General features: G+C 39.8%; 21 protein-coding genes and 1 tRNA gene. 13 read left to right on the forward strand and 9 right to left on the reverse strand.

Annotated elements, in window-relative coordinates; all coding sequences use genetic code 11:
• Positions 1 to 85: 85 nt before the first annotated feature.
• Positions 86 to 508, reverse strand: coding sequence for a YybH family protein (locus tag ACFS6H_RS03970; protein WP_386095447.1), 423 nt, complete (start codon positions 506 to 508; stop codon positions 86 to 88).
• A 408-nt stretch (positions 509 to 916) separates the two neighbouring features.
• On the opposite strand from ACFS6H_RS03970, the gene ACFS6H_RS03975 reads away from it, so the two are divergent.
• The 4 genes from ACFS6H_RS03975 to ACFS6H_RS03990 all read left to right on the forward strand — a co-directional run bounded on the left by ACFS6H_RS03975 (position 917) and on the right by ACFS6H_RS03990 (position 3795).
• Positions 917 to 1312 carry a hypothetical protein gene (locus tag ACFS6H_RS03975; protein WP_386095449.1) on the forward strand — a complete coding sequence of 132 codons (396 nt, stop codon included), beginning with the start codon at positions 917 to 919 and terminating at the stop codon, positions 1310 to 1312.
• Positions 1313 to 1371: 59 nt separating this feature from the next.
• A complete protein-coding gene (locus ACFS6H_RS03980) occupies positions 1372 to 2391 on the forward strand; it encodes a BtrH N-terminal domain-containing protein (protein WP_386095451.1) in 1020 nt (339 codons plus the stop codon).
• A 200-nt stretch (positions 2392 to 2591) separates the two neighbouring features.
• Positions 2592 to 3122: a hypothetical protein gene (locus ACFS6H_RS03985; protein ID WP_386095453.1), complete on the forward strand. Its 531-nt coding sequence runs from the start codon at positions 2592 to 2594 to the stop codon at positions 3120 to 3122.
• The gene (locus ACFS6H_RS03990; protein ID WP_386095455.1) at positions 3115 to 3795 is read left to right on the forward strand and encodes a hypothetical protein; all 681 of its coding nucleotides are present in this window, start codon (positions 3115 to 3117) and stop codon (positions 3793 to 3795) included. The genes ACFS6H_RS03985 and ACFS6H_RS03990 overlap by 8 nt, the downstream gene beginning before the upstream one ends.
• 35 nt (positions 3796 to 3830) lie before the next feature.
• Here the strand turns inward: ACFS6H_RS03990 and ACFS6H_RS03995 are convergent, their stop codons facing one another.
• Positions 3831 to 4916 carry a mannose-1-phosphate guanylyltransferase gene (locus ACFS6H_RS03995; RefSeq protein WP_386095457.1) on the reverse strand — a complete coding sequence of 362 codons (1086 nt, stop codon included), beginning with the start codon at positions 4914 to 4916 and terminating at the stop codon, positions 3831 to 3833.
• A gap of 153 nt (positions 4917 to 5069) precedes the next feature.
• Here ACFS6H_RS03995 and ACFS6H_RS04000 point away from each other — a divergent pair, with 153 nt between their 5' ends.
• From ACFS6H_RS04000 to ACFS6H_RS04030, 7 genes are all read left to right on the forward strand, one after another.
• Entirely contained in the window at positions 5070 to 5585 is a 516-nt protein-coding gene (locus tag ACFS6H_RS04000) for a SixA phosphatase family protein (RefSeq protein ID WP_386095459.1), read from the forward strand.
• A gap of 89 nt (positions 5586 to 5674) precedes the next feature.
• Positions 5675 to 6025: a Rieske (2Fe-2S) protein gene (locus ACFS6H_RS04005; RefSeq protein WP_386095461.1), complete on the forward strand. Its 351-nt coding sequence runs from the start codon at positions 5675 to 5677 to the stop codon at positions 6023 to 6025.
• A gap of 141 nt (positions 6026 to 6166) precedes the next feature.
• A complete protein-coding gene (locus ACFS6H_RS04010) occupies positions 6167 to 7159 on the forward strand; it encodes a T9SS type A sorting domain-containing protein (RefSeq protein ID WP_386095463.1) in 993 nt (330 codons plus the stop codon).
• A 24-nt stretch (positions 7160 to 7183) separates the two neighbouring features.
• A complete protein-coding gene (locus ACFS6H_RS04015; protein ID WP_386095464.1) occupies positions 7184 to 8128 on the forward strand; it encodes a phage tail protein in 945 nt (314 codons plus the stop codon).
• A gap of 120 nt (positions 8129 to 8248) precedes the next feature.
• Positions 8249 to 8322 (forward strand) — tRNA-Asn (locus ACFS6H_RS04020).
• 219 nt (positions 8323 to 8541) lie between these two features.
• Positions 8542 to 9522, forward strand: a complete 981-nt coding sequence (locus ACFS6H_RS04025) for an AAA family ATPase (protein WP_386095465.1) — start codon at positions 8542 to 8544, stop codon at positions 9520 to 9522.
• Positions 9523 to 9534: 12 nt separating this feature from the next.
• Positions 9535 to 12042: a S8 family peptidase gene (locus tag ACFS6H_RS04030; RefSeq protein WP_386095467.1), complete on the forward strand. Its 2508-nt coding sequence runs from the start codon at positions 9535 to 9537 to the stop codon at positions 12040 to 12042.
• A 378-nt stretch (positions 12043 to 12420) separates the two neighbouring features.
• On the opposite strand, the gene ACFS6H_RS04035 is transcribed toward ACFS6H_RS04030, so the two are convergent.
• From ACFS6H_RS04035 to ACFS6H_RS04055, 5 genes are all read right to left on the reverse strand, one after another.
• A complete protein-coding gene (locus tag ACFS6H_RS04035; protein WP_386095469.1) occupies positions 12421 to 13497 on the reverse strand; it encodes a DUF3800 domain-containing protein in 1077 nt (358 codons plus the stop codon).
• Positions 13498 to 13507: 10 nt separating this feature from the next.
• Positions 13508 to 14482: a hypothetical protein gene (locus tag ACFS6H_RS04040; protein ID WP_386095470.1), complete on the reverse strand. Its 975-nt coding sequence runs from the start codon at positions 14480 to 14482 to the stop codon at positions 13508 to 13510.
• A gap of 35 nt (positions 14483 to 14517) precedes the next feature.
• The gene (locus tag ACFS6H_RS04045; RefSeq protein WP_386095472.1) at positions 14518 to 14814 is read right to left on the reverse strand and encodes a hypothetical protein; all 297 of its coding nucleotides are present in this window, start codon (positions 14812 to 14814) and stop codon (positions 14518 to 14520) included.
• Positions 14815 to 15002: 188 nt separating this feature from the next.
• On the reverse strand, positions 15003 to 15995 hold the full coding sequence (gene rhuM / locus ACFS6H_RS04050) for a RhuM family protein (protein ID WP_386095474.1): 993 nt from the start codon (positions 15993 to 15995) through the stop codon (positions 15003 to 15005).
• A gap of 528 nt (positions 15996 to 16523) precedes the next feature.
• Positions 16524 to 17744 carry a M1 family aminopeptidase gene (locus ACFS6H_RS04055; protein WP_386095476.1) on the reverse strand — a complete coding sequence of 407 codons (1221 nt, stop codon included), beginning with the start codon at positions 17742 to 17744 and terminating at the stop codon, positions 16524 to 16526.
• 366 nt (positions 17745 to 18110) lie between these two features.
• Between ACFS6H_RS04055 and ACFS6H_RS04060 the strand changes: the two genes are divergently transcribed.
• Positions 18111 to 18344: a hypothetical protein gene (locus ACFS6H_RS04060; protein ID WP_386095478.1), complete on the forward strand. Its 234-nt coding sequence runs from the start codon at positions 18111 to 18113 to the stop codon at positions 18342 to 18344.
• A 94-nt stretch (positions 18345 to 18438) separates the two neighbouring features.
• Here ACFS6H_RS04060 and ACFS6H_RS04065 read toward each other — a convergent pair whose 3' ends face one another.
• Complete coding sequence (locus ACFS6H_RS04065; RefSeq protein ID WP_386095480.1) at positions 18439 to 18822, reverse strand: DUF5367 family protein; 384 nt, start codon at positions 18820 to 18822, stop codon at positions 18439 to 18441.
• A gap of 227 nt (positions 18823 to 19049) precedes the next feature.
• The gene (locus ACFS6H_RS04070) at positions 19050 to 19931 is read right to left on the reverse strand and encodes a helix-turn-helix domain-containing protein (protein ID WP_386095482.1); all 882 of its coding nucleotides are present in this window, start codon (positions 19929 to 19931) and stop codon (positions 19050 to 19052) included.
• A gap of 334 nt (positions 19932 to 20265) precedes the next feature.
• On the opposite strand from ACFS6H_RS04070, the gene ACFS6H_RS04075 reads away from it, so the two are divergent.
• A complete protein-coding gene (locus ACFS6H_RS04075; RefSeq protein WP_386095484.1) occupies positions 20266 to 20511 on the forward strand; it encodes a helix-turn-helix domain-containing protein in 246 nt (81 codons plus the stop codon).

The following is a 20511-nucleotide window of genomic DNA, read 5'->3' on the forward strand; positions in this document are numbered from 1 at the left end:
TATACCGCACCCATATTATAATCAAACTCCCCTTGTACCAGCATTCAATTACCAAATTTCCAAATTAACTAATTACCAAATTGGCCTAGCTGCTATGATCGCTTACAATAACCCACTGTTTGTTTACTTTTTTAAACAGGAGGGTAAAATGGCCCTGGGCGTCGCCTACACTACGGGTTAAATGCCACTTGCCCACAACGGAGAAGTAAAGCACGGATAAACGTTTTACAGATATTATATCAAAATGCAGTTTGCCCATGGTGGCAGTATCGGGATAGTTTTTTTTGTAATTATTCAAGGTGTTTTGCCAGCCATAGGTAATGCCGCTTTTACCAATGAACATGAGGGAATCGCTTTCCCAGTAACCCTTCATAAACGCATCGATATTACCGGCATTCCAGTCGGCATTCTGTCGTTTAAGAATATTGCGGATGGTTTGCTCGTCGTTGTTTTGAGCAGTTGCAGTAATGCTCAGGAGTATAGCGGTGATAAGAAGTAATTGTTTCATATTACTAAGATAAGACGGATGGGTGATTTATTAGTGCCGGATTTTAACCCCAGGGGCGCCTTACGTATTATGACTGGCTTTTAACCACAGAGGTAAAGGAGTAAGTTCACGGAGTTACACGGAGACCGTGTGCCCCTACTTTGTGCGCCTATGTGAAAAATCTTAGTGCTACTCAGTGGTACAAACATCTTCCTTAATTTACCATCCTTTACGGCTGTGGTAATGCTGAAGAATGTTATAAAGCCGACGGGCTGCCGGATGTGGAGGGCGGCGACCAGGGGGAGCCGGTGCGCAGCGCCAGCGTAGCACGGCACCCCGCAACAGCCGGTACTGCCGCTGACCAGGGCTATGCAGCCGGCAGCCCCAAAAAATACTTACTATTTTAATTTGGTATAACTTTGCCGCAACATGAAAAAGCAGGAAATACCACAGGACCCCAGCGCACTGAACAATGTTACCAAAGAGGTAGCTTATGCCGTTGATGATGCCGGTAATTATACCACTGACCTGAGTACGGGTTGGTCGGTAAAAGCCGAAGCGCTGGACCATGCCTGGCAGGATATTGAAAAACGGGTGGCCGATGCCCGGCAGAAGGTGGAACGCAGGGAAGCCAGTCCCCTTTTGTATTTCATGGAAAAAAAACTGATGGATGTTAAAATTTTATCGGCCTATACCGGCTTCTGGGGGATCACCATTAAGCGCCATTTAAAATACGGACCTTTTCAAAAGCTGAGCGAACAGCGTTTGAAAAAATATGCAGAAGTTTTTGATATAAGCGTTGACGAATTAAAAAAGCCCTTTTAATATAACTACACGAACAACTACGGTTGTTTATTATTGCCTTATCCACATTACACATTTACATGAAATTAGATTTTGAACATATACAAACGGCGCATTGTGAGAACGGCGTAAGCGTTAGCCTGTTAAAACACGCCGGTGTACAGCAAATGACCGAGCCCCTGGCTTTTGGTATTGGCTCGGGTTTGTTTTACATTATACTGAGTGTGGTAAAAGTGAATAATGCCCCGCTGATATCGTTCCGGACCATGCCCGGTAAAATATTTCAGCGCACCTGTCAGTCCTTAGGTGTGCCGGTGGTACGCAAAAAATTTTTATCGAAAGAGAAAGCACAACAGGCACTGGATGAAAGATTAGAGCAAGGCTTGCCGGCCGCCTGCCAGGTAGGTGTGTATTACCTGACCTATTTTCCCAAGGAGTACCGTTTCCACTTTAATGCCCATAACCTGATTGTTATTGGTAAGGAAGGAGATAATTACCTGATCAGCGACCCGGTGATGGAAGGTCTGCATACTTTAAGCAGCTATGAACTGGAGAGGGTACGTTTTGCTAAAGGCCCGCTGGCACCACGCGGACAGCTGTATTACCCCGGTACCATTACCAACCCGGTAACTGATGAGCAAATTAAACGGGCCATTGTAAAAGGTATTAAGCGTAATGTGCGGGATATGCTGAACATTCCCGGTTTTTTTGCCGGCGTGAGCGGCATACAGCACACCGGCAAAAAAATAAAAACCTGGAAGGATAAACTGGGCGACGATAAAGCCCGCAGTTACCTGGCGCAACTGGTGCGTATGCAGGAGGAGATAGGTACAGGTGGCGGTGGTTTCCGTTTTATTTACGGGGCGTTTTTGCAGCAATCGCATGCTTACCACCCGGTAGATGAGTTGCTGGACCTGTCGCAGCAGTTTACCAAAGCGGGCGACCGCTGGCGTGATGCGGCCATACAGGCGGCGGGGATCTATAAAGGCCGTTTACAGTCGCAGGCCGATTATGATGTAATGGGCGATATGCTGATAGAGATCGCCGGGCTGGAGAAGAAGGCTTTTACCGAATTAAAAGCGGTATCCAAACGGTTATAAAATTTTAAGTTAGCGTTTATAGAAAAGCAATGGCCGGTGCCATTGCTTTTTGTTTGCAGGTACTTCCTGGTCCCTTAGGTAATGTTAACCTTTTAAATATTTAATTGGTTGTCAATTTTTTGTGTAATATCTGCTGTGTCGTCATTTACTAATTCACAATTCATGATTCATGAATTGTGAATTATTTGTATCTTTATACTATGAATCAGCACCATGGCATGCGCCCACAGGATATAGCGGTATTGTTAAAAATAATTATTTCCAACCCAGGTTGGATGAGTAAGGATATTGCACAAGACCTGGTTTTAAGTCCTGCAGAAGTAAGTTATTCTTTACAGCGTTCAGCACAGGCAGGCTTGCTGGATGCCTCGAAAAAGACGGTCATGAGAAAGGCCTTCCTGGAATTTATTCAATATGGATTGCCCCGGGTGTTCCCTGCTATCCGGGGACCGCTTGCTGTTGGTATACCTACCGCTTTTTCCTCTCCCGCAATTTCACCATACCTTATGACCAACCAGTTAAATGACCTGGTGATATGGCCGCACGCTGAAGGAGAAGCCCGGGGGGAAACAATAAGCCCTTTGTACCCTAATGCGGTGCAGGCGGCCTTAAAAGATGAAACACTGTATCACTTACTATCCCTGGTTGATGTGATGCGCATGGGTAAAGTAAGAGAAAAAGAAATAGCCCTCCGTTTGTTGAAAGAAAAATTCAATATACAAGATGCATGAAAATGTTATACGGATAAAAGCAGTAGCTCAATGTTTAAGAGGGCTTAATCATTCTTATGTTTTTGTTGGCGGTGCTACTGTTTCTCTATATGCCACACAAAAGGCAATATCCGCCAATGTGAGGCCTACCGATGATGTGGATATAGTGGTAGAGCTGGCCACCTACGCCGATCATACTCAAATGGAGGAAAGGCTCAGAAGCCTGGGTTTTATCAATGACGTTTCCTCCGGTGTGATATGCCGGTATACTATCGACGGGATTATTGTCGATATCATGCCAACGGATTCAACAATCCTGGGATTCAGTAACCGGTGGTATGCCGAAGGATTTAATCATGCAATTCCCTATAAGCTGGACGATGAAACTGTAATCCATATTTTTTCTTTGCCTTATTTCCTGGCTTGCAAATGGGAGGCCTATAAGTCAAGAGGCGGCGATTTACGAACAAGCCGCGACTTTGAAGACATGGTATATATTTTTGAAAATTGTAAGAATTTTGATGAGCAAGTTTTAAATGGTCCCGACTCTGTAAGACAATATCTGATACAGGAACTGTCTCCTTTACTGGATCACCCTGATTTTGAGGAGGGATTATACTGTCACCTGGAAAACGGAACAAACGCAGATAAGCTAATAGCCAAAATTAAGGCCGGCCTTGATTTACCATTTTAGTAATGCTAAAAAGTTAAGCCCACCGGTTGGGTTTATTATAAAAACCTGTCGCCTTTATTCCTTCTTACTTCGGCTACGTATTCCTTTATTTCCTGTTCTTTCTCTTTTTTACAAATAAGTAATACGTCTTTGGTATCTACTACAATATAATCTTCCATGCCCTGTAGCAATACCAGTTTGTTATGCGGCATATGTACCATATTGTTTTTTGCATCAACGATCATTACATGATCACCGATCACTGCGTTTTGAAAATAGTCCTTCTCCATATTATCCCAGGCGCTGTTCCATGTTCCCAGGTCGCTCCAGGCAAAATCGGCCGGCACGACATATACGTTATCGGCTTTTTCCATAATACCAAAGTCTATAGAGATATTGGTACACTGGGGATATATTCTTTCTATAGCCGCTTTTTCATTCGGCGTATTAAAGTTGTCCATCTCGGCATGAAAAACTTCATGCATCTCGGGTAATGATTTTTCAAACGCATCTACCAGGTTTTTTACCTTCCAGGTAAAGATGCCGGCATTCCATAAAAAATCGCCGCTGGCCACAAATGTTTTTGCCAGCTCCAGGTTGGGTTTTTCGGTAAAGGTTTTTACCTTATAAATGCCTGGCGCTGCTTCCGGTGCATCGTGTTGTATATAACCATAACCGGTGTTGGGATTGGTGGGTTTAATACCAATGGTTACCAGGGCATTGATATGTGTAACAAAATCAAGTGCTTTTTCAGCCACTTTCACAAAAGCATCGGTATCCAATATCAGGTTATCGGCCGGTGCTGCGATCATTACGGCCTGCGGATCTTTTTGCAATAGTTTAAACCCGATATAGGCAATGCAGGGCGCCGTGTTTTTGCGTGAAGGCTCAGCTAAAATATTTTCAACCGGTATGTCAGGCAATTGCTCCTGTACCTTGTGTACATATTCGGCCGATGTGATAACAAAAATATTTTCTGCAGGTACCAGGCGGGCATACCTTTCAAAGGTTTGCTGAATAAGTGTTTTGCCCAATCCTAAAATATCTAAAAACTGTTTAGGCAATCCTGTACGGCTCATGGGCCAGAAACGGCTTCCGATTCCCCCGGCCATAATGGCCACATATCTGTGTTGGTTACTCATTCTATCTCCCGTTATGGTATCTAAAACTTCAAAGCTATTCATTTTAACTTATAATACCGCAACAGATATTGGACTCATCCATAGCCGGTACCGGCATATAGTATGTATGTGTTTGCAACTGGTTAAACCGGGTACATTTATTAACTTCACAAAATGAAAACCAATGGCCAGCAACCATATAAAACGTTAATTCTGGTACGTCATGCAAAAAGCGACTGGGGAAACCTTAGCTTAAGCGATTTTGACCGCCCGTTAAATGAAAGAGGCTTACGTGATGCGCCCCGAATGGCCAGGCACCTGGTTGAAAAAGGTATAACCATTGACGCCTTTATTGCCAGCCCCGCCAAACGGGCAAAGAAGACCGCACAAATATTTGCCGAGACTTATAAGCGGGAGAAAGATGAGATTATTTATCACACCGCCTTATACCTTGCTCCGCCAACCGTTTTTTTTGATGTGATCAGTAATACCGACAACCGGTATAACCATATTGCCGTATTCTCGCACAATAACGGGCTCACCGATTTTGCCAACCTGTTAACCAGCACGCGTATTGATGAACTGCCCACCTGCGGCATATTTGCCGTTTCGGTTGCAACGGATAATTGGGCCAACTTTACACATGCCGATAAACATTTCCTGTTTTGCGATTATCCCAAAAGCATCTGAAAAAAATCAATTATCTGAGGTTTCAACCCTTTAATGCCGGGTACTGTTATTCATTATTATCTGCGAACTTTGTACTATAAATTTTACCCGTGGAAAAAACGTATGAATGGCATAAGATAGCAATGCATGTGAACGAGCTGCCTTTTGCTGATAATAATATTGCCGTGATAAAAATCAAGGGTAAAAAAATATGCCTTGGCCTGTTTAATAACGAAATATTTGCTTTTAACTATTTATGTCCGCACGCCGGCAAGCCCTTAGTGGATGGATATATTGATGCGCAGGGCCGGGTAGTATGTCCCTTACACCGTTATAAGTTTGATATGCGGAATGGCCGCAATGTTACCGGTGAAGGGTATTTTTTAAAACGCTGGCCTGTAGAGAACCGGGAAGACGGTATTTTCCTGGGCCTGGAACCTTCCGGCTTTTTCCTTTGGTAAGTTTTTAGTAAGTAACCCTTATCTCCCGGTAGGCGGCTTTACCTAAATTTATATTGACAAATATCAAATAAACCCCGCTTTATACGCAGGCCCGGCAATAAAATCGGAGCAGCCCGTTAATAAGGGCAAATCCAATTTTATATGAGAAAACTCTACTTACTGGGTAGCAGTTGTTGCATTGCTGTTGGCATACACGCACAAACCATTTTTACAGCACAGGCTTCTGTTCCTCTTTACATTGCTCCTTCCACTGTTTTTTACGCTGATGGATTGGCGCTGCAGCCCTCCGCAGGCTTTACCATTATGAATAACAGCCTGGAAAAAAACACCACCTTGGTAAACTACACGGTTAACCAATATGCCGCCAGGGTATACAAGTTTGCCCATAATACCAGTGCATACAGCGGGTATATTTCCATGTTTTATGATGATGCGGAGTTAAGCGGCATGGCCGAAAGCATGCTGGAGATAAACCTGCACGATAACACCCAATGGTGGTCCTTAGGCACATCGGATGCTGATTACACAGATAATTATGTAACCAGTAATGCCGTAAATGCCCGGGAGCTAAACGAACTGGCCATTGCCAATATACTGATACCACTACCTGTACAATGGGGAACAGTACAGGCTTTTCGGGCCCGGCAACATACTATAATAAGCTGGCAAACCAAACAGGAGCAGCAGGTAAAAAGCTTTACCGTAGAACGCAGCATGGATGGCATAACCTGGCAGGTGGTGGTGGCCAATATACCGGCAAAGAACAGTACACAGGGGGGCTTGTATAAGGCCACCGACCTGCAATACCAGCCGTCACAAGTGTATTACCGCATTAAACAAACCGATCTTAACGGGCAGCATAGTTTTTCCAATATTGTAACGGTGGATGCCATTGATGTGCAGCAGGTAAGAATGGTGTTATTTCCTAACCCTGTAACGGATGGCTTTAAAATTACCCCTAGTGGTACCGATGCAGTGAAAACCGTAACCCTGTACAGCAGTGCCGGCACGCCGTTAAAAAGCTGGTCGCAGGCTTCTTCGTACAGCTTAAGCGGGCAAAAGCCGGGTATTTATTTGCTGGCTGTAACTACCGAACAAAACAAGACCCACTATTTTAAAATTACCAAACACTAATTGTTTACAGGAAAAAATATCGTTATGAAAAAAATATTGATTATTCTTTTATCCTTTACCATTTATAACAGCCAGGCCCAGGTGGGCATTGGCACCACATCGCCCAATACTACTGCCCAGTTAGACATTACGGCTAATGACAAGGGCCTGCTGATACCGCGTTTAACCGTAACACAACGCCTGGGCATAGTAAACCCGGCTACGGGCTTACTGGTATACCAGACCAATGATGTAACCGGCTTTTATTATTATAACGGCAGCGCATGGACCAATCTTGTCAGCGGCGGATCCGGCGGCGTACCTACCGGCACCATTATGCCATTTGCCGGCTCGGTGGTACCCGATGGCTGGGCATTGTGTAATGGCGCAGCCATCAGCCGTACGGTTAACGCACTGTTATTTACCACTATCGGTACTGTATATGGCGCCGGGAACGGCTCAACTACCTTTAATGTGCCCGACCTGCGTGGCCGGACCGTTTTTGGACTGGATAATATGGGTGGCACAGCTGCCGGCCGTTTAACCACAGCAGGCGGCATAAACGCCAATAATACCCTGGGAGCCAACGGCGGTACCCAGGCTTTAAGTATAGCCGTTACCAACCTGCCGGCACATAACCATAGTTTTACCGGCAGCACAAGCACAACATCCTCGGACAGCCATACCCATACCTACCAGGATGCTTATTTTGCCGAAAATACCAATCTGATTGGCAGCACGGGTGCGATTGGTGGAAATGGCCGTTTTGGAACCAGTGCGGGTACAGATAATGACAACAGCTTTTTATTCCGGACCACCAGCAACGGCCATACATCGAATTACAACAGTAGTAATGTTAACCTGAGTACGGGGTCTGACAGCCATAATCACACCGTAACGGCAGCTGGTACCATTGGCAATACAGGCAGCGGCACAGCTTTACCGGCACTAAACCCGGCCCTTGTGCTTAATTATATCATTAAATTATAATTTTCAGGCCCGGTAACCGGGGTTATTGTAAAAAGAAGAAAAACTCTGTAAAAAATTAGTGCTGAATAGTTTGTTGGATAGTGAAAATTCCTATTTTTGCAACCCCGAAAGGGAAAACACTCCTCCTTAGCTCAGTTGGTTAGAGCATCTGACTGTTAATCAGAGGGTCGCTGGTTCAAGTCCAGCAGGGGGAGCTGAATAGACAAGGGTTTCAGGTTATACACTTGAAACCCTTTTTTCATTTGCACAAGATTTGCACAGAAAAGTGTTAGAATACAATAACGAAAGAAAATATCTTGAAAGACCTCTTTTCTTCTGAAAAATAATTAAACCGCAAGTATAATTATGGTATATGGTTGTAATACACTATATTAATCACTGAGAAGTTTATCTTTGAGTAAGTAATTCATATCATGGCAGCAGCAGACCAAATAAAAAGTTTGATTAAATCTTTTGCGGAAGGAGATGATTCTCGCTTCTATGCTACTGCTATGCAAATTGCAGCATCGGAAGCAAGGAATGGTCATCATGCCCTTGCCGAAGAACTAAAAAATCTAATAGACAAGGCAAAGGCAGGGAAATCTACACCGTTGGGTGTAGTCAAATCCTTTCCCGTAAGTGCCAGTCAAAAAGAGCTTAATGACCTACTTGAATTGGTTCATCCGAACGAAAAGCTGAAGGGAATGGTTCTTATACCAGAATTGGAAAAATCTTTGAAGCGAGTTTTGGATGAGCAAAAAAAATTGGACGTTTTAAGACAGAATAATTTATTTCCAAGAAAGAACCTTTTGTTTATTGGCCCTCCTGGTTGTGGAAAGACGATGTCAGCGAGAGTGCTAGCAAGCGAATTAGGTCTGCCATTATTTATAATAAGATTAGACGGGTTAATTAGCCGCTATATGGGAGAATCAATAGCCAAACTCCGTTTGATTTTTGATTCAATGCGCCAATTTAGGGCTATATATCTTTTTGATGAATTTGATAGTATAGGAACGACCCGTTCACAGGGTAATGATGTCGGAGAGATAAAAAGGGTTTTAAACACATTCCTTCTTCAAATCGAAAAAGATGATTCTTCGAGCTTGATAATTGCAGCAACTAACTATCCTGAATCTTTAGATAAAGCACTTTTCAGGAGATTTGATGATATTATACAATTTCCTCTACCTGATAAGGAGAAGATATATCAGTTATATAAAAAAGAGTTGTCAGAGTTCAAATTGTCAAAGAAGTTTAATCTACAGAAAATTTCCCAAGAATCCGTTGGTTTAAGTTACGCTGAAATTCATAAGATATGTGAGGACATAATCAAAGACTATTTGGTATATGGTGCAAGTGAAGTTTCGGAAGATCGTTTGATTTTGTATGCACACCAACGTAAAAACCCATACTAATAAGATTGCTGCATGCCTCGATTTTTACGCAACCACATTCTAATCAATGAAAGAACTCAAGTTTTGCCATATACCAGCCCCAATACGGGCAGGTCAAAAGTCGTTCCGCGTCCAATAGGCAATAGACAGCAGCATGGAACAAACATCAGGCAGCAGTTTGAAACAGCAGTAGATGATTTTCGAGAAGTTTATGATGAACAAGATACCGATGTAATTTATGTCGTTTTCAAATCGCCGATAGATGTTCTTTTGGATATTGATAAATTTGACAAAGGGAATTTTAGGCTCGCATCCTATAAACGAATATCCAGCAATATTGAAGACGACAGTATTCATGCTTATTATGAAGCAACTGTTTGCTTAAATCGCCGCGCAATTGCTCAGTTTCTCAGAAAGATTGAAGATTATTTAAATAGAACAACCCCTTTAACCTACAATGAAGATGGTTCTGTAAAGGGGGGCGGCAATCCATACAATCAATCCCTTATTGCAAATATTGAGGAGATAAAGGCTGCAACTTTACAGAGCTTTTGGCAAGAGCCAGAATTGACGTTTCCCTTATTAAATGAGGATGTTTGGTGGGAGGTGTGGTTACATCGTGATGTAGCCGACAATATCGAAAATCCCATTGAAAATCTACTGCCGCGATTAAATGATGCTGGGTTGCAAATCGGGGATAGATTTTTACAATTCCCTGAACATTGGATTTATTTACTGAGAGGAACGGCTTCCCAATTAAGTGCGATATTATATTCTGATAGACTTGCAGAAATAAGAAAGCCGAGAGAAACGGCAGATTTCTTTACTACATTGGAGCGACAGGAAGAAGCCCAATGGGTTGAGGATTTAACTAACAGAATAGAAATACTTTCTGAACAAAATGCGGTTGCCGTTTGCTTGCTTGATACCGGTGTTAATCGGGAACATCCATTGTTAGCACCACTAGTTCCCATGCATCATTTAGATTCAGTGGATCCAGCATGGACAACTGCTGATACAGGCGGCCTTTACGGACATGGAACCCCAATGGCTGCATTATCTTTTTATGGTGACTTGACCGATGCTTTGGCTTCCAATGAACGAATTCAAATATTCCACCATTTGGAAAGTATTAAATTCATTAATCCCAATGTTCCGCATGACCCGATCTTATATGGAGCGGTTACACAGGAAGCAATAGCAAGAGGTGAAATAATTAATCCTCAGTTTAAGCGTATTGTCTGCATGGCCGTAACATGCGCAGATACTATTCACCGAGGACGGCCAACCTCGTGGTCTGCGGCGATAGACCAAACGCTATTTGGTTCAATTGATGAACCAAATACCAAACTGTTGATGGTTGTTTCTTCGGGTAATATGCTTGAAGAAGAAAGAATAAATTACCCACTTAGCAACGAGGATTCGACCATACAAGACCCTGCTCAATCATATAACACAATAACAGTAGGTGCTTATACATTAAAGGACAGAATAGATTTGCAGGCTTTTCCTGATAGTGAACTATTGGCTCAAAGGGGTGAAATGTCACCATGTAATACTACTTCTATTGGCTGGCTCCATGAATGGTGTAAAAAACCAGACATTGTTATGGAAGGTGGAAACTGGGCTGTTCAAAACAACGGAATAATTAGCCCAGAATCATTACTATTACTTAGTGCCTCTAGAGGCGGGTTAGGACGCAGTTTGTTTACAACGTTTAACGATACCAGTGCCTCAACAGCTTTGGCTTCAAAGTTTTTGGCAGAACTATATACTGGTTATCCTAATTTAAAACCAGAAACAATTAGGGCGTTAATGATTCACTCTGCTGATTGGACACCAGAGATGCTTGGCAATCGTTCTATTACTCAGCTTCCATCCTTAGAAAAAGAAAAATTAATTGCACACGTTGGATATGGAGTACCAAACTTAGAAAAGGCTAGATATAGTGCTAATAATTCCCTTTCTATGATTATTGAAAGGACTTTAACTCCTTTCAGGCTGGACGGCTCAACGGTCAAGACCAATGAATTTCATTTGTTTGACCTTCCTTGGCCTGTTGAAGTTTTGCAAGAATTGCTTGCGACAACAGTTAAATTTAAAATAACTTTATCGTATTTCATTGAGCCAAACCCAGGCAATAGACAATATGAATTATCGGCTAGTTATAAATCTCATGGGCTTAGGTTTAAAATGATAAACTCGAATGAAAGTGAGGCTGCATTTCGAGGGCGAATTAGTAGGACATTTAGGGATGAGTCGTATGTAGGAGAAGGTACAGACCATTGGATTCTTGGTAGTCAATTAAGAGATAAAGGTTCTATCCACAAAGATATTTGGGAAGGAACTGCCGCCGACTTAGCTACAAGAAATAAAATTGCTATATACCCTGTAGGCGGATGGTGGAAGAATAGAAAAAAATTAGAGAGATATAACTCTTCAGTGAACTATAGCCTCGTAATGACTATCGAAACACCTTCGGAAGATACAGATATTTACACACCTGTTGAGAATTTAATAGAGATTGATAACCTCATCTGATTGAATGAGGCTAGCGTTTTATTTGTTATTTTCACCATAGAAATTTTGATTTTAAAATATTAATCTGTTGAATGTAATTTGCTTACAAGACGAGGCTTTTTATGCTCTGCTTGACGAAGTTGTTACCAAAATGAGGGAAAGGGAAGGGACGAAAACCGAGCTATTAGATAAGACAGCTCGGCAATTGGGTACGATTACTTTGGAGATTCAAGCTTTTTAAAAACGTACTCATGCTAATGTCCAAGTCGTTGCCGTTAAGACCAATTTTTTAAAAGTTTATTGGACACCACTTTTTATTGGTAATAATAAATTGTAGACGTTCGATTTTTCCTTAATTTAAAAAAGGACTTTTTCCAAAGTCTTTGCCCCTAATTTTTCCTAAAAAGCAATTTTGAGAATTGCGTCAAAACTATCCGTGTAATGTATTAAGCCCTGATTATAACCAAGAGATTTCTCAAAAAGTCCTAAAAACAAATCTAGATTTTCTAATTGTAGCTGTGTCATGCCGGCTATTTCTTGCTTCATTTCATCGCGTGACTTTGAGTTTATGAATTTGAAAAACTTTCCAGTCAGACCAACAATTACATCAGAGGCTTGAATAAGCTTGTCAGTTTTTGAATCCAAAAATTTATAATTGGAAAGTTTTTCTCCGTTATTGAACATCGGAAAATTCGCTATTTGTTCCTTTATCTCGCCTTCGTTATCGAATATATGCTCTGAATTCACAAAATGGTAAATTGGACGTGTATATAACTCTAGCAATCCTTTTATCAACATGTGATCTTCTTCATCGGTAATGAATAGAAGGTCGTCTTCATTTGCTTTTTTTCGTAAACAACGATCTAGCTCAACTATACTTTCTCCTATCATCTGATCTTGCTTAAAAGGCTCGATGATAGCCATTAGCTCAACAACAAAATTATAGAGACTCTCATGAGGAACGTTGGGGTATGTGTATTTCAGAAGTACAGGTACAACAGAATCAATATTGGCTTTACAAGCAATATATAATGCTGTTTTAAACCCATGCGAAAATATCAATAGTTCTTTTGGTAATGCTGATTGCACAATATCCACGAGAGAATAGTATAATAGGTTTAGAGAGGATATATGTAGATATATGTCTTTTTTGGAGACGTTCTCTAAAAAAGTTTTGAGTTTCGGTGACACTAAACAATCCGCAAATTCACCAGTCGCCAATAGTTTAAGCTTTACCTCATTGACCGTTGGCTGCAATGGTATTCTATCAAAAATGTCTTCTACGTTAGGCCTTGACCCATTAAAACAAAAACCACCCAGCACGAAGTTTGCTTTGTAGTCAACGTTGAAATCCCCCTTTTTTAAATGAAGTTTTTTTATGTTATTAGTTTCGTCATAGTAGAATGTCAATGATACATCAAAGTCTACATGTGGATGCATAGCTTTTATTGATTTTCTGATGTCCATAATCTCCATAGCTCTTCTTTCAACTGCTAATATTATTGATCACAAATCTCATACATAAATCTCCGTCTTGATGACAGGAGATGTCAATATCTCCATTTGTATTTGGTACAAATTTTCTAATTCCTTCATCCATAAAATCATCGATATTCAGAGGCTTTTTGGCGTGTGGATTGATGAAAAGCCTCAACCCATCACACAGGCTCTCTTTGTATTCTTTTTTGTTTGCAGCAATCCGAATTGGGTAATAGTTCTCTTTGATTCTTACAGCATTGAATAAAAAGTTTCCGGTATCATTTCCTAAAGCCCTGGCTTTCCCAAATGTTGCGAGGGAACTGTAAAGAATACCGCTTACGTCTGCAAATCTGGCGTCATTAAAAACGCCTAATTCAACTTCTGTTCCATTTCTTTTTTGAGCCGTTTGCAAGCCTAAAACATCATATAAAAGCCACTGCATGGCCACATCACCTTGAAAATTGAAATCCTGTTTAGTGTAATTTGAGACAGCAATGATAAACGGTCTATCTTTTACATGAGCCAATTGAGAATAACTATCGTTGTACTTTTTAATTTTTGATGCAAATGCGTTGGACAGCCTAATTACTGAATGTCTGGAAATTTCAAATAAATGTTGTTCAGTTGTATGCTTAAGCCCATGAAAAGTTTTTTCCCATTCAGGAACATCATCATGAGCATGGTTAGCAGTAACAGCTTCTATAACAAAGTCTTTATTAGCAGCAACAAAGTCAGGTGACGAGAATTTAAAATCGATATCCACTTGAAGATATTTCATTACTGCAAATAAGTACAACTCCCAAAAACTAGAATTGTATGTTGTTTGGAATTCTCTGACAAACTTTCCATCACGATCAACAAACCCATTCGCCCATTCTTTCAGAACTTCTTGCACGCCTGTAGATCTGGCACTTATTGTATTTGCAAAATTAGGATGAAATAAATTTTCATTTACCAGTGGTGTAAATAAATCAATCCCCATTATATTCGCCTTTGTTTATATAATTAGATAATGGATCAATTAAACTGTCTTTCGATCCGCCGAACCTCAGCCTCAGCAGCCCCTTTATGTTCGGCAGGAAAGTTGTCACTAAAAACGATTTCCCATCCAGGTTTTGTGAATTTGACCCAAATTTGGTTCCCCTCCCAAGTTCCAATCCATTCATCATCGTTTTTTGATTGAAACCCTAATGCAGCAACGCGGAGTATTAGAGTATGAGATAGAACATATCCATCTTTTAAATATCTCTCATATCTAATTTGGATATTATTACCTTTCGGTTCCCATTCGGTTTTTTTTGCCTTCTTGCTCATATGCCAAAGATATTAAGTTACTTCAGTTTATCTAGCATACCACATGTTACTAAATTCATTTTCAATTGATATTCAAATCATTAATTCGTTTATCGCATATAAATCTGAAATTAAACCATGGTTAGATAATTGTCCATTGAGGGGAGCGAAAAAAGGGTTTCAAATATTTGAAACCCTTTTTTATTATGTTAGTTATGGCTATTAATAAGATTTACCACCACTTCGACTATGATATTTTTTTCATCCGGGTTACTTTCAGCAATCATCAGCGTAAGGGCAACAAGTGCATTATCTGCAATCCGTTTATACCCATCCTCCCGGTAAAGAATCCCGTTTTTCTCCAGGAACCATACAAACAGGAAAGCCGCAATTCGCTTATTCCCATCTGAGAAAGAATGATTTTTTACGACAAAATAGAGTAGGTTGGCCGCTTTTTCTTCTATACTTGGATAAAGGTCAACTCCCCCAAAAGATTGATAGATTGTTGCAATGGAGCTTTTAAAAGACTCGTCTTTTTCATTGCCAAACAGACTGCTGCCACCAAACCTGTTTTTTAGTCCATTTATAGCTTTAATTGCTTCATCGTAAGTAACAACAAACGAGGACTTCTTATTTGTGCCGTCTATCGTTAATGTACGGTGATCATATTTGTCCAATACATCCAGCGCATAAGTGTAATCGGCCAGTACTTTAGCTAATCCACTGGTTTCATCCGAACTGAGAAGTTTTAACTCCAACACATTGCTCAAAAGCCGGACAGTTTGTTTTAACGTATCAAACTGTTGTGTTTTCTCCTCCAGGCGCTTTTCGTTTAACACATATCCTTTAGCCAAATAATCTTTTAAAACTTTATTAGCCCACATACGGAACTGTGTACCACGCTTTGAGTTTACGCGATAGCCAATAGAGATAATCATATCCAGGTTGTAGTGTTCAAGCTCTCTCTTAACCATCCGTTTGCCTTCCTGGCGAACTGTTCGGATTTTCCGAACAGTTGAATCCTGTTCTAACTCGTTGGAAGTGAATATGTTTTTTATGTGTTCGCTTATATTAGCTTTACTAGAGTCAAACAAATCCATAATCTGCGCCTGTGTCAGCCAGACCGTATCATGGTCCAGCACAACATCGATGGCCGTCTGTCCATCCGGCGCCTGATATATAATAACATTTCCCTTTTCCATACTTATTGAATATAGATAAAGTTAACGCTCTTGTAAACAGTTTGATTAATAGAATTAATAACATTGAAAGATGGAAACACCATTATCACTCCGGTAAATTAGCAAAGTTTATCAAATCATCTATTATTGGGTTAGATAATTGTCCAGCAGGGGGAGCGAAAAATCAAGGCATTACACATAGTAATGCCTTTTTATTTGAAAAACGTACAAACAAAATCGACAAACAAAACGTTAACAGTTCCCGCTTCTCTTGACTCCGCTTTTCTTTAATTTTTTTGCGATTAACGGATCAGGTTGGATAATCGGGGATTAGCTATATCCCTGCTTATCTCTAAATACAAATAGTTTCAACGTTCTGTTGATGTAACTATTAGACGATAATTAATTTACTAATTGTTCTTATCTAACGAATGAGGATACATTTCGGATTTAAATTTGCAATCATAATACACTTTGATAAATTGTCTTGTTGCTTATTCAATAAATTTAATATGGAAGAGTTGCCGATGCTGTCGTCAACCTAGTTGCTTAATAAACTTCTGCTTTAAAAGCATTTACAGATATTTCATCAGCATACTCTTTTAGCACTGTCATCATTTCTTCGGTCGTTGAAACTTTTCTCTTATGGATATCCTTCAAAAACAGCAACATTTTCTCTTCACCAATATTTTGTTCGAGTTTATACAAAAGATAAGGCCCTTTAAAATAGGCTACTGAATGCCATTGGTTATCGCTCTTTGTTATTTGGGAGATCCTTATAGGTTTTTTATAGGCATCTTCATACTTTTTCAACAACGTTTGAAATGCGTCTTTAGAAAGTGTATTCTCTATCCATTTTAATTCTGCAAATTCTGCAAAAGATTCATTAAGCCAGTCTTCCCAACCCTCTACTTTTGCATTTTGCCACCAAAGGTGTCCTATTTCGTGCGCAAGTACTTTTTTGTCCACTGGGCCAAACCCATCTAATAGAGATAATGAAATAAATCCTTTCCTTGCGTATGACATATCATGTCCAAAAGGATTTACCGCTATAATTAGGTTGTCAGAATCGGTTATTCCATACCATGTCTCAAAAAAACTGTAAATGGATTGTGATATTACTCGAATTTCATTTATTTTTTCTTTTGGCAGCTTTGTACCGTAGAATTTCATCCTGTTGTTACCGGAACTGAACCGTTGAAATTCTTTAGAAAGTATAACAGGTATATCAAAGTGGTTGTTTGAATTGGCGATTATTACATTTGATTTTTCATTCTTAATAACTCCGTTACCAATAACCTCGTACTCTTCTGGTTTGTGAAATTTTAAATAGTAGGAATAATTTTTATCATCAATGTTTACAGGGAACCAACCCGTGTAAAGGCTTAGTTCAATCCAGTTAGGATTATATGCAAATACAGCACTCTCAATTTTATCCAGTGGGTAGGAGTATATTATTGTTAGAATGTACTTTGAGGGGAATGTATTTTGAATCCTAATACTTTTTAAATCTTCAATTGTGTCAATCACCTTGTAGCTGACAGCTTGATCTCCAAATTTCAATTGTTTAATGTTGGCATTTTTGTTTAAATAGAAATGAAAATCCTTTTCATGTGTATTTTGATAACTAACATTAAAAGTAGCATTGAGGGTTTTTAAGGAATCAATATAAATACTACCGTCATAATGGGTGATTTTTTGTGCTATAGCAACTTCACTATTTAGGGCGATTGATACTATAAGGAAAAACAAGGCAAGGATTCTTAACATATTTTTCATTTCAGGTTTTCAGATTAATACCAGCCAGAAAACTGTCTGAATTTAAACGGTAAAGCAATTGAAATGTTACAACTATGATCAAGAAATTTTTAGTTTATACAACAACAGCAGACTAGCTTAATTAGCTAGTGATATAATTTCGTATAGTTTAAAGCGCATTTTACCCCTTGCCGGTTTTTTTAGTACCGCTGGGGCACAGGAAGCCATTGAAATTTTTTATTTTATCCCTAATACCGCATTTAGTATAACAGGAAATATGCGGCTGATTTTCACGCCTGAGGTCCTGCTTTCCAATGATACCGTTATTCTTTAACTGAACTTCTTATTTGGTATATTTGAGTGACTTAAATAATTACTATGCCAGATAGCAATCTGAAAAGTCCTTATCGGGCTACAGAGCCACTTACATTCTGGAGCTATATCAATGCTATAGAAAAAGAAGTGGTGCAAGAGTATGACGGCACTATAGTAGGCACAAATACTTATACATACAGTTATGTAGCCAATGCCAATGGCTACCCCACCAGCAGCCAACAAACATCGAATGGTACATTAAGCAGTACTACCACTTACGAATACATCATAAAATAAACCAACCAAAAAATAAGGGTATAAAAAATTAATGCTAATATAGGTTAGCAATGGCAGGCTGGTCTCCTTCTCTTTTTTTTGTTTTGATCAGTGTTCAGCTTCGTCTAATTTTTAACATCCAATAAAAATATATCGTTGCCATATTTACAGCTACAAGTAACCAAAATAGAGGAAATGTAAAAAAGCTTTCATAGCTACCTCCTTTGGGTATTTCCACCAATGGAACGGTTATTAAAGTGTCAAGTATAATAGCTGTAAGGCTCATGATTGTTCCAGAAATAACACCATTAATCCTATTACCATTTTTGTAAAAAACTGAAGCACCCAATAGTGCAAAAGGAATAATGAATATCGCAACAATGAGTGTTTGTTGGCTCAAGGAATCTTTAATAGCAGGAACATAGCTTAGAATGATAAATGTAGAAAAAACAAGTAGCCAGATTAAAGCTCCCGTTGAAATTGCTCTAATAGTGTTCATTTTAATCTTAGTTTTTTAATCTATAAGAAATGAAATTCAAAAATCTTTCATAAGCAGTCTTTCTATTGCGATAAATCTTTTTAAGTCTGACTTTTACGCAAGATTGATAGTTATTACGAAGTTTGACTTCATTTTTTTATCGGTGAAATAAATATTATATCGCAAGCAAAACTAGAAGGTTACGGCTCTGCTAAATTGTATGAATGTAACATCTTCCTAAAATCGCATCAGAAGGGGAGCTGGCCTACAATATGGGTTTTGTGCTTTACATATTCACGAGGCGTCATGCCGGCATATTGCCTAAACATTCGGATAAAATGCGCCTGGTCGTAATAACCGTTCCTCAATGCAATCTTTGTAAGTGTGTCATATTCTTGATGCATGTTTTCAAGAGTATGGTTAAATTGCCTAATCGAAACTGCCTGTGAAGGAGAAAGGCCAAACCAATCTTTGAAAATTCTGTACGTGTGCATTCTTGAGTACCCTGTGAGACGGTATAGGTCAGCTGAATACCCGTTTATCTTTCTGTAGATTAGCTGGTCGAGAAGTTTAGATATTTTTATTGCTATGCTAAAGTCAGTATTGTTTTGTATAATAGAGTATATGAAGTTTTCAAGCCACACTGCCCGGGAACTGAAGTCTGGCAATTCCCGAATTTCATTTTCCATTCTGTCCATATGATGGGATAGAATATCTTCTCCGTTAACCGCCAAATCAACCAGTTCGCTGCAAGGAATACCAAATACAAGATTGGCGGCTATCGGATATAAGGTTATACCCATTGTTTTTATATGGGGGAATGAAACTTTAAGTGGTTTTGTATTCAGGCCGCATAAAAAGGCAAATTTTTCGGTCGGGTTGGACGACTTGTTGGTAAAGCGTTCACTGTGAAACGTCCACGGGTCTTCAAAATTGAAAGTCAGCGAAATGAGTCCCTGGGGAAGCATTTGCCAATTCAGGGAGCTGTCTGATGTCTGTTCCCAAATTATGGGTGATATTCCTTCCAGTTTCTTTGGTATGTAAAAATCCAAGTTCATCGTATCTCGTTCTGTTCGCTTTGGTTTAAGGTAGTGACCTGTAATCATGTTGTCCATATGTACCCTTTCCATAGCAAGTCTTTGGGCTTAAGATTCTGTGCGGGACTTTCCACAACCGCATGAATGCATTTTTTCGACAAGGACAATCTAATTTAATATCATTTTTATCATCAATTATCCAAGTTAAGGAAATATTGTTTTCATCCTTTATTTAATAAGCAGTAATTGAATAATTGTGCACCCTTTTAAGATTAATTTTTGGCGTCCTTGTAAATTAGCTTATCCCTTCAATTTATAACTTGTCGATCACGATTAATATCACTATTGTTGAATCACTTCCAGGCTCATCAATTCCCGGATCTTGCGGTTTCTGAAAGACTTTACCACCCCACCCAACCTCGTCCAAATGTCAAGGACAGCCGGGATGAATACTTCCACATTCAAAAAAATGTTTAAACAAATCAATGGTCAGTCCATATACGACTACTTGTCCACTCACCGTATGGATGAGGTACGCAACCGGCTCTTGCATATAAACGAATCAATTAAGCGTATAGCCTTAGATCTGGGATTTTCAGCACTGTCAAACTTCTCTAAAGCCTTTAAAAAGCAGTTCCTGGTACCTCATTCATTTTACCGTAGAAAAGGCTAA

This window comes from Terrimonas rubra, from assembly GCF_042686025.1.
GTDB classification, from domain to species: Bacteria; Bacteroidota; Bacteroidia; order Chitinophagales; family Chitinophagaceae; genus Terrimonas; species Terrimonas rubra.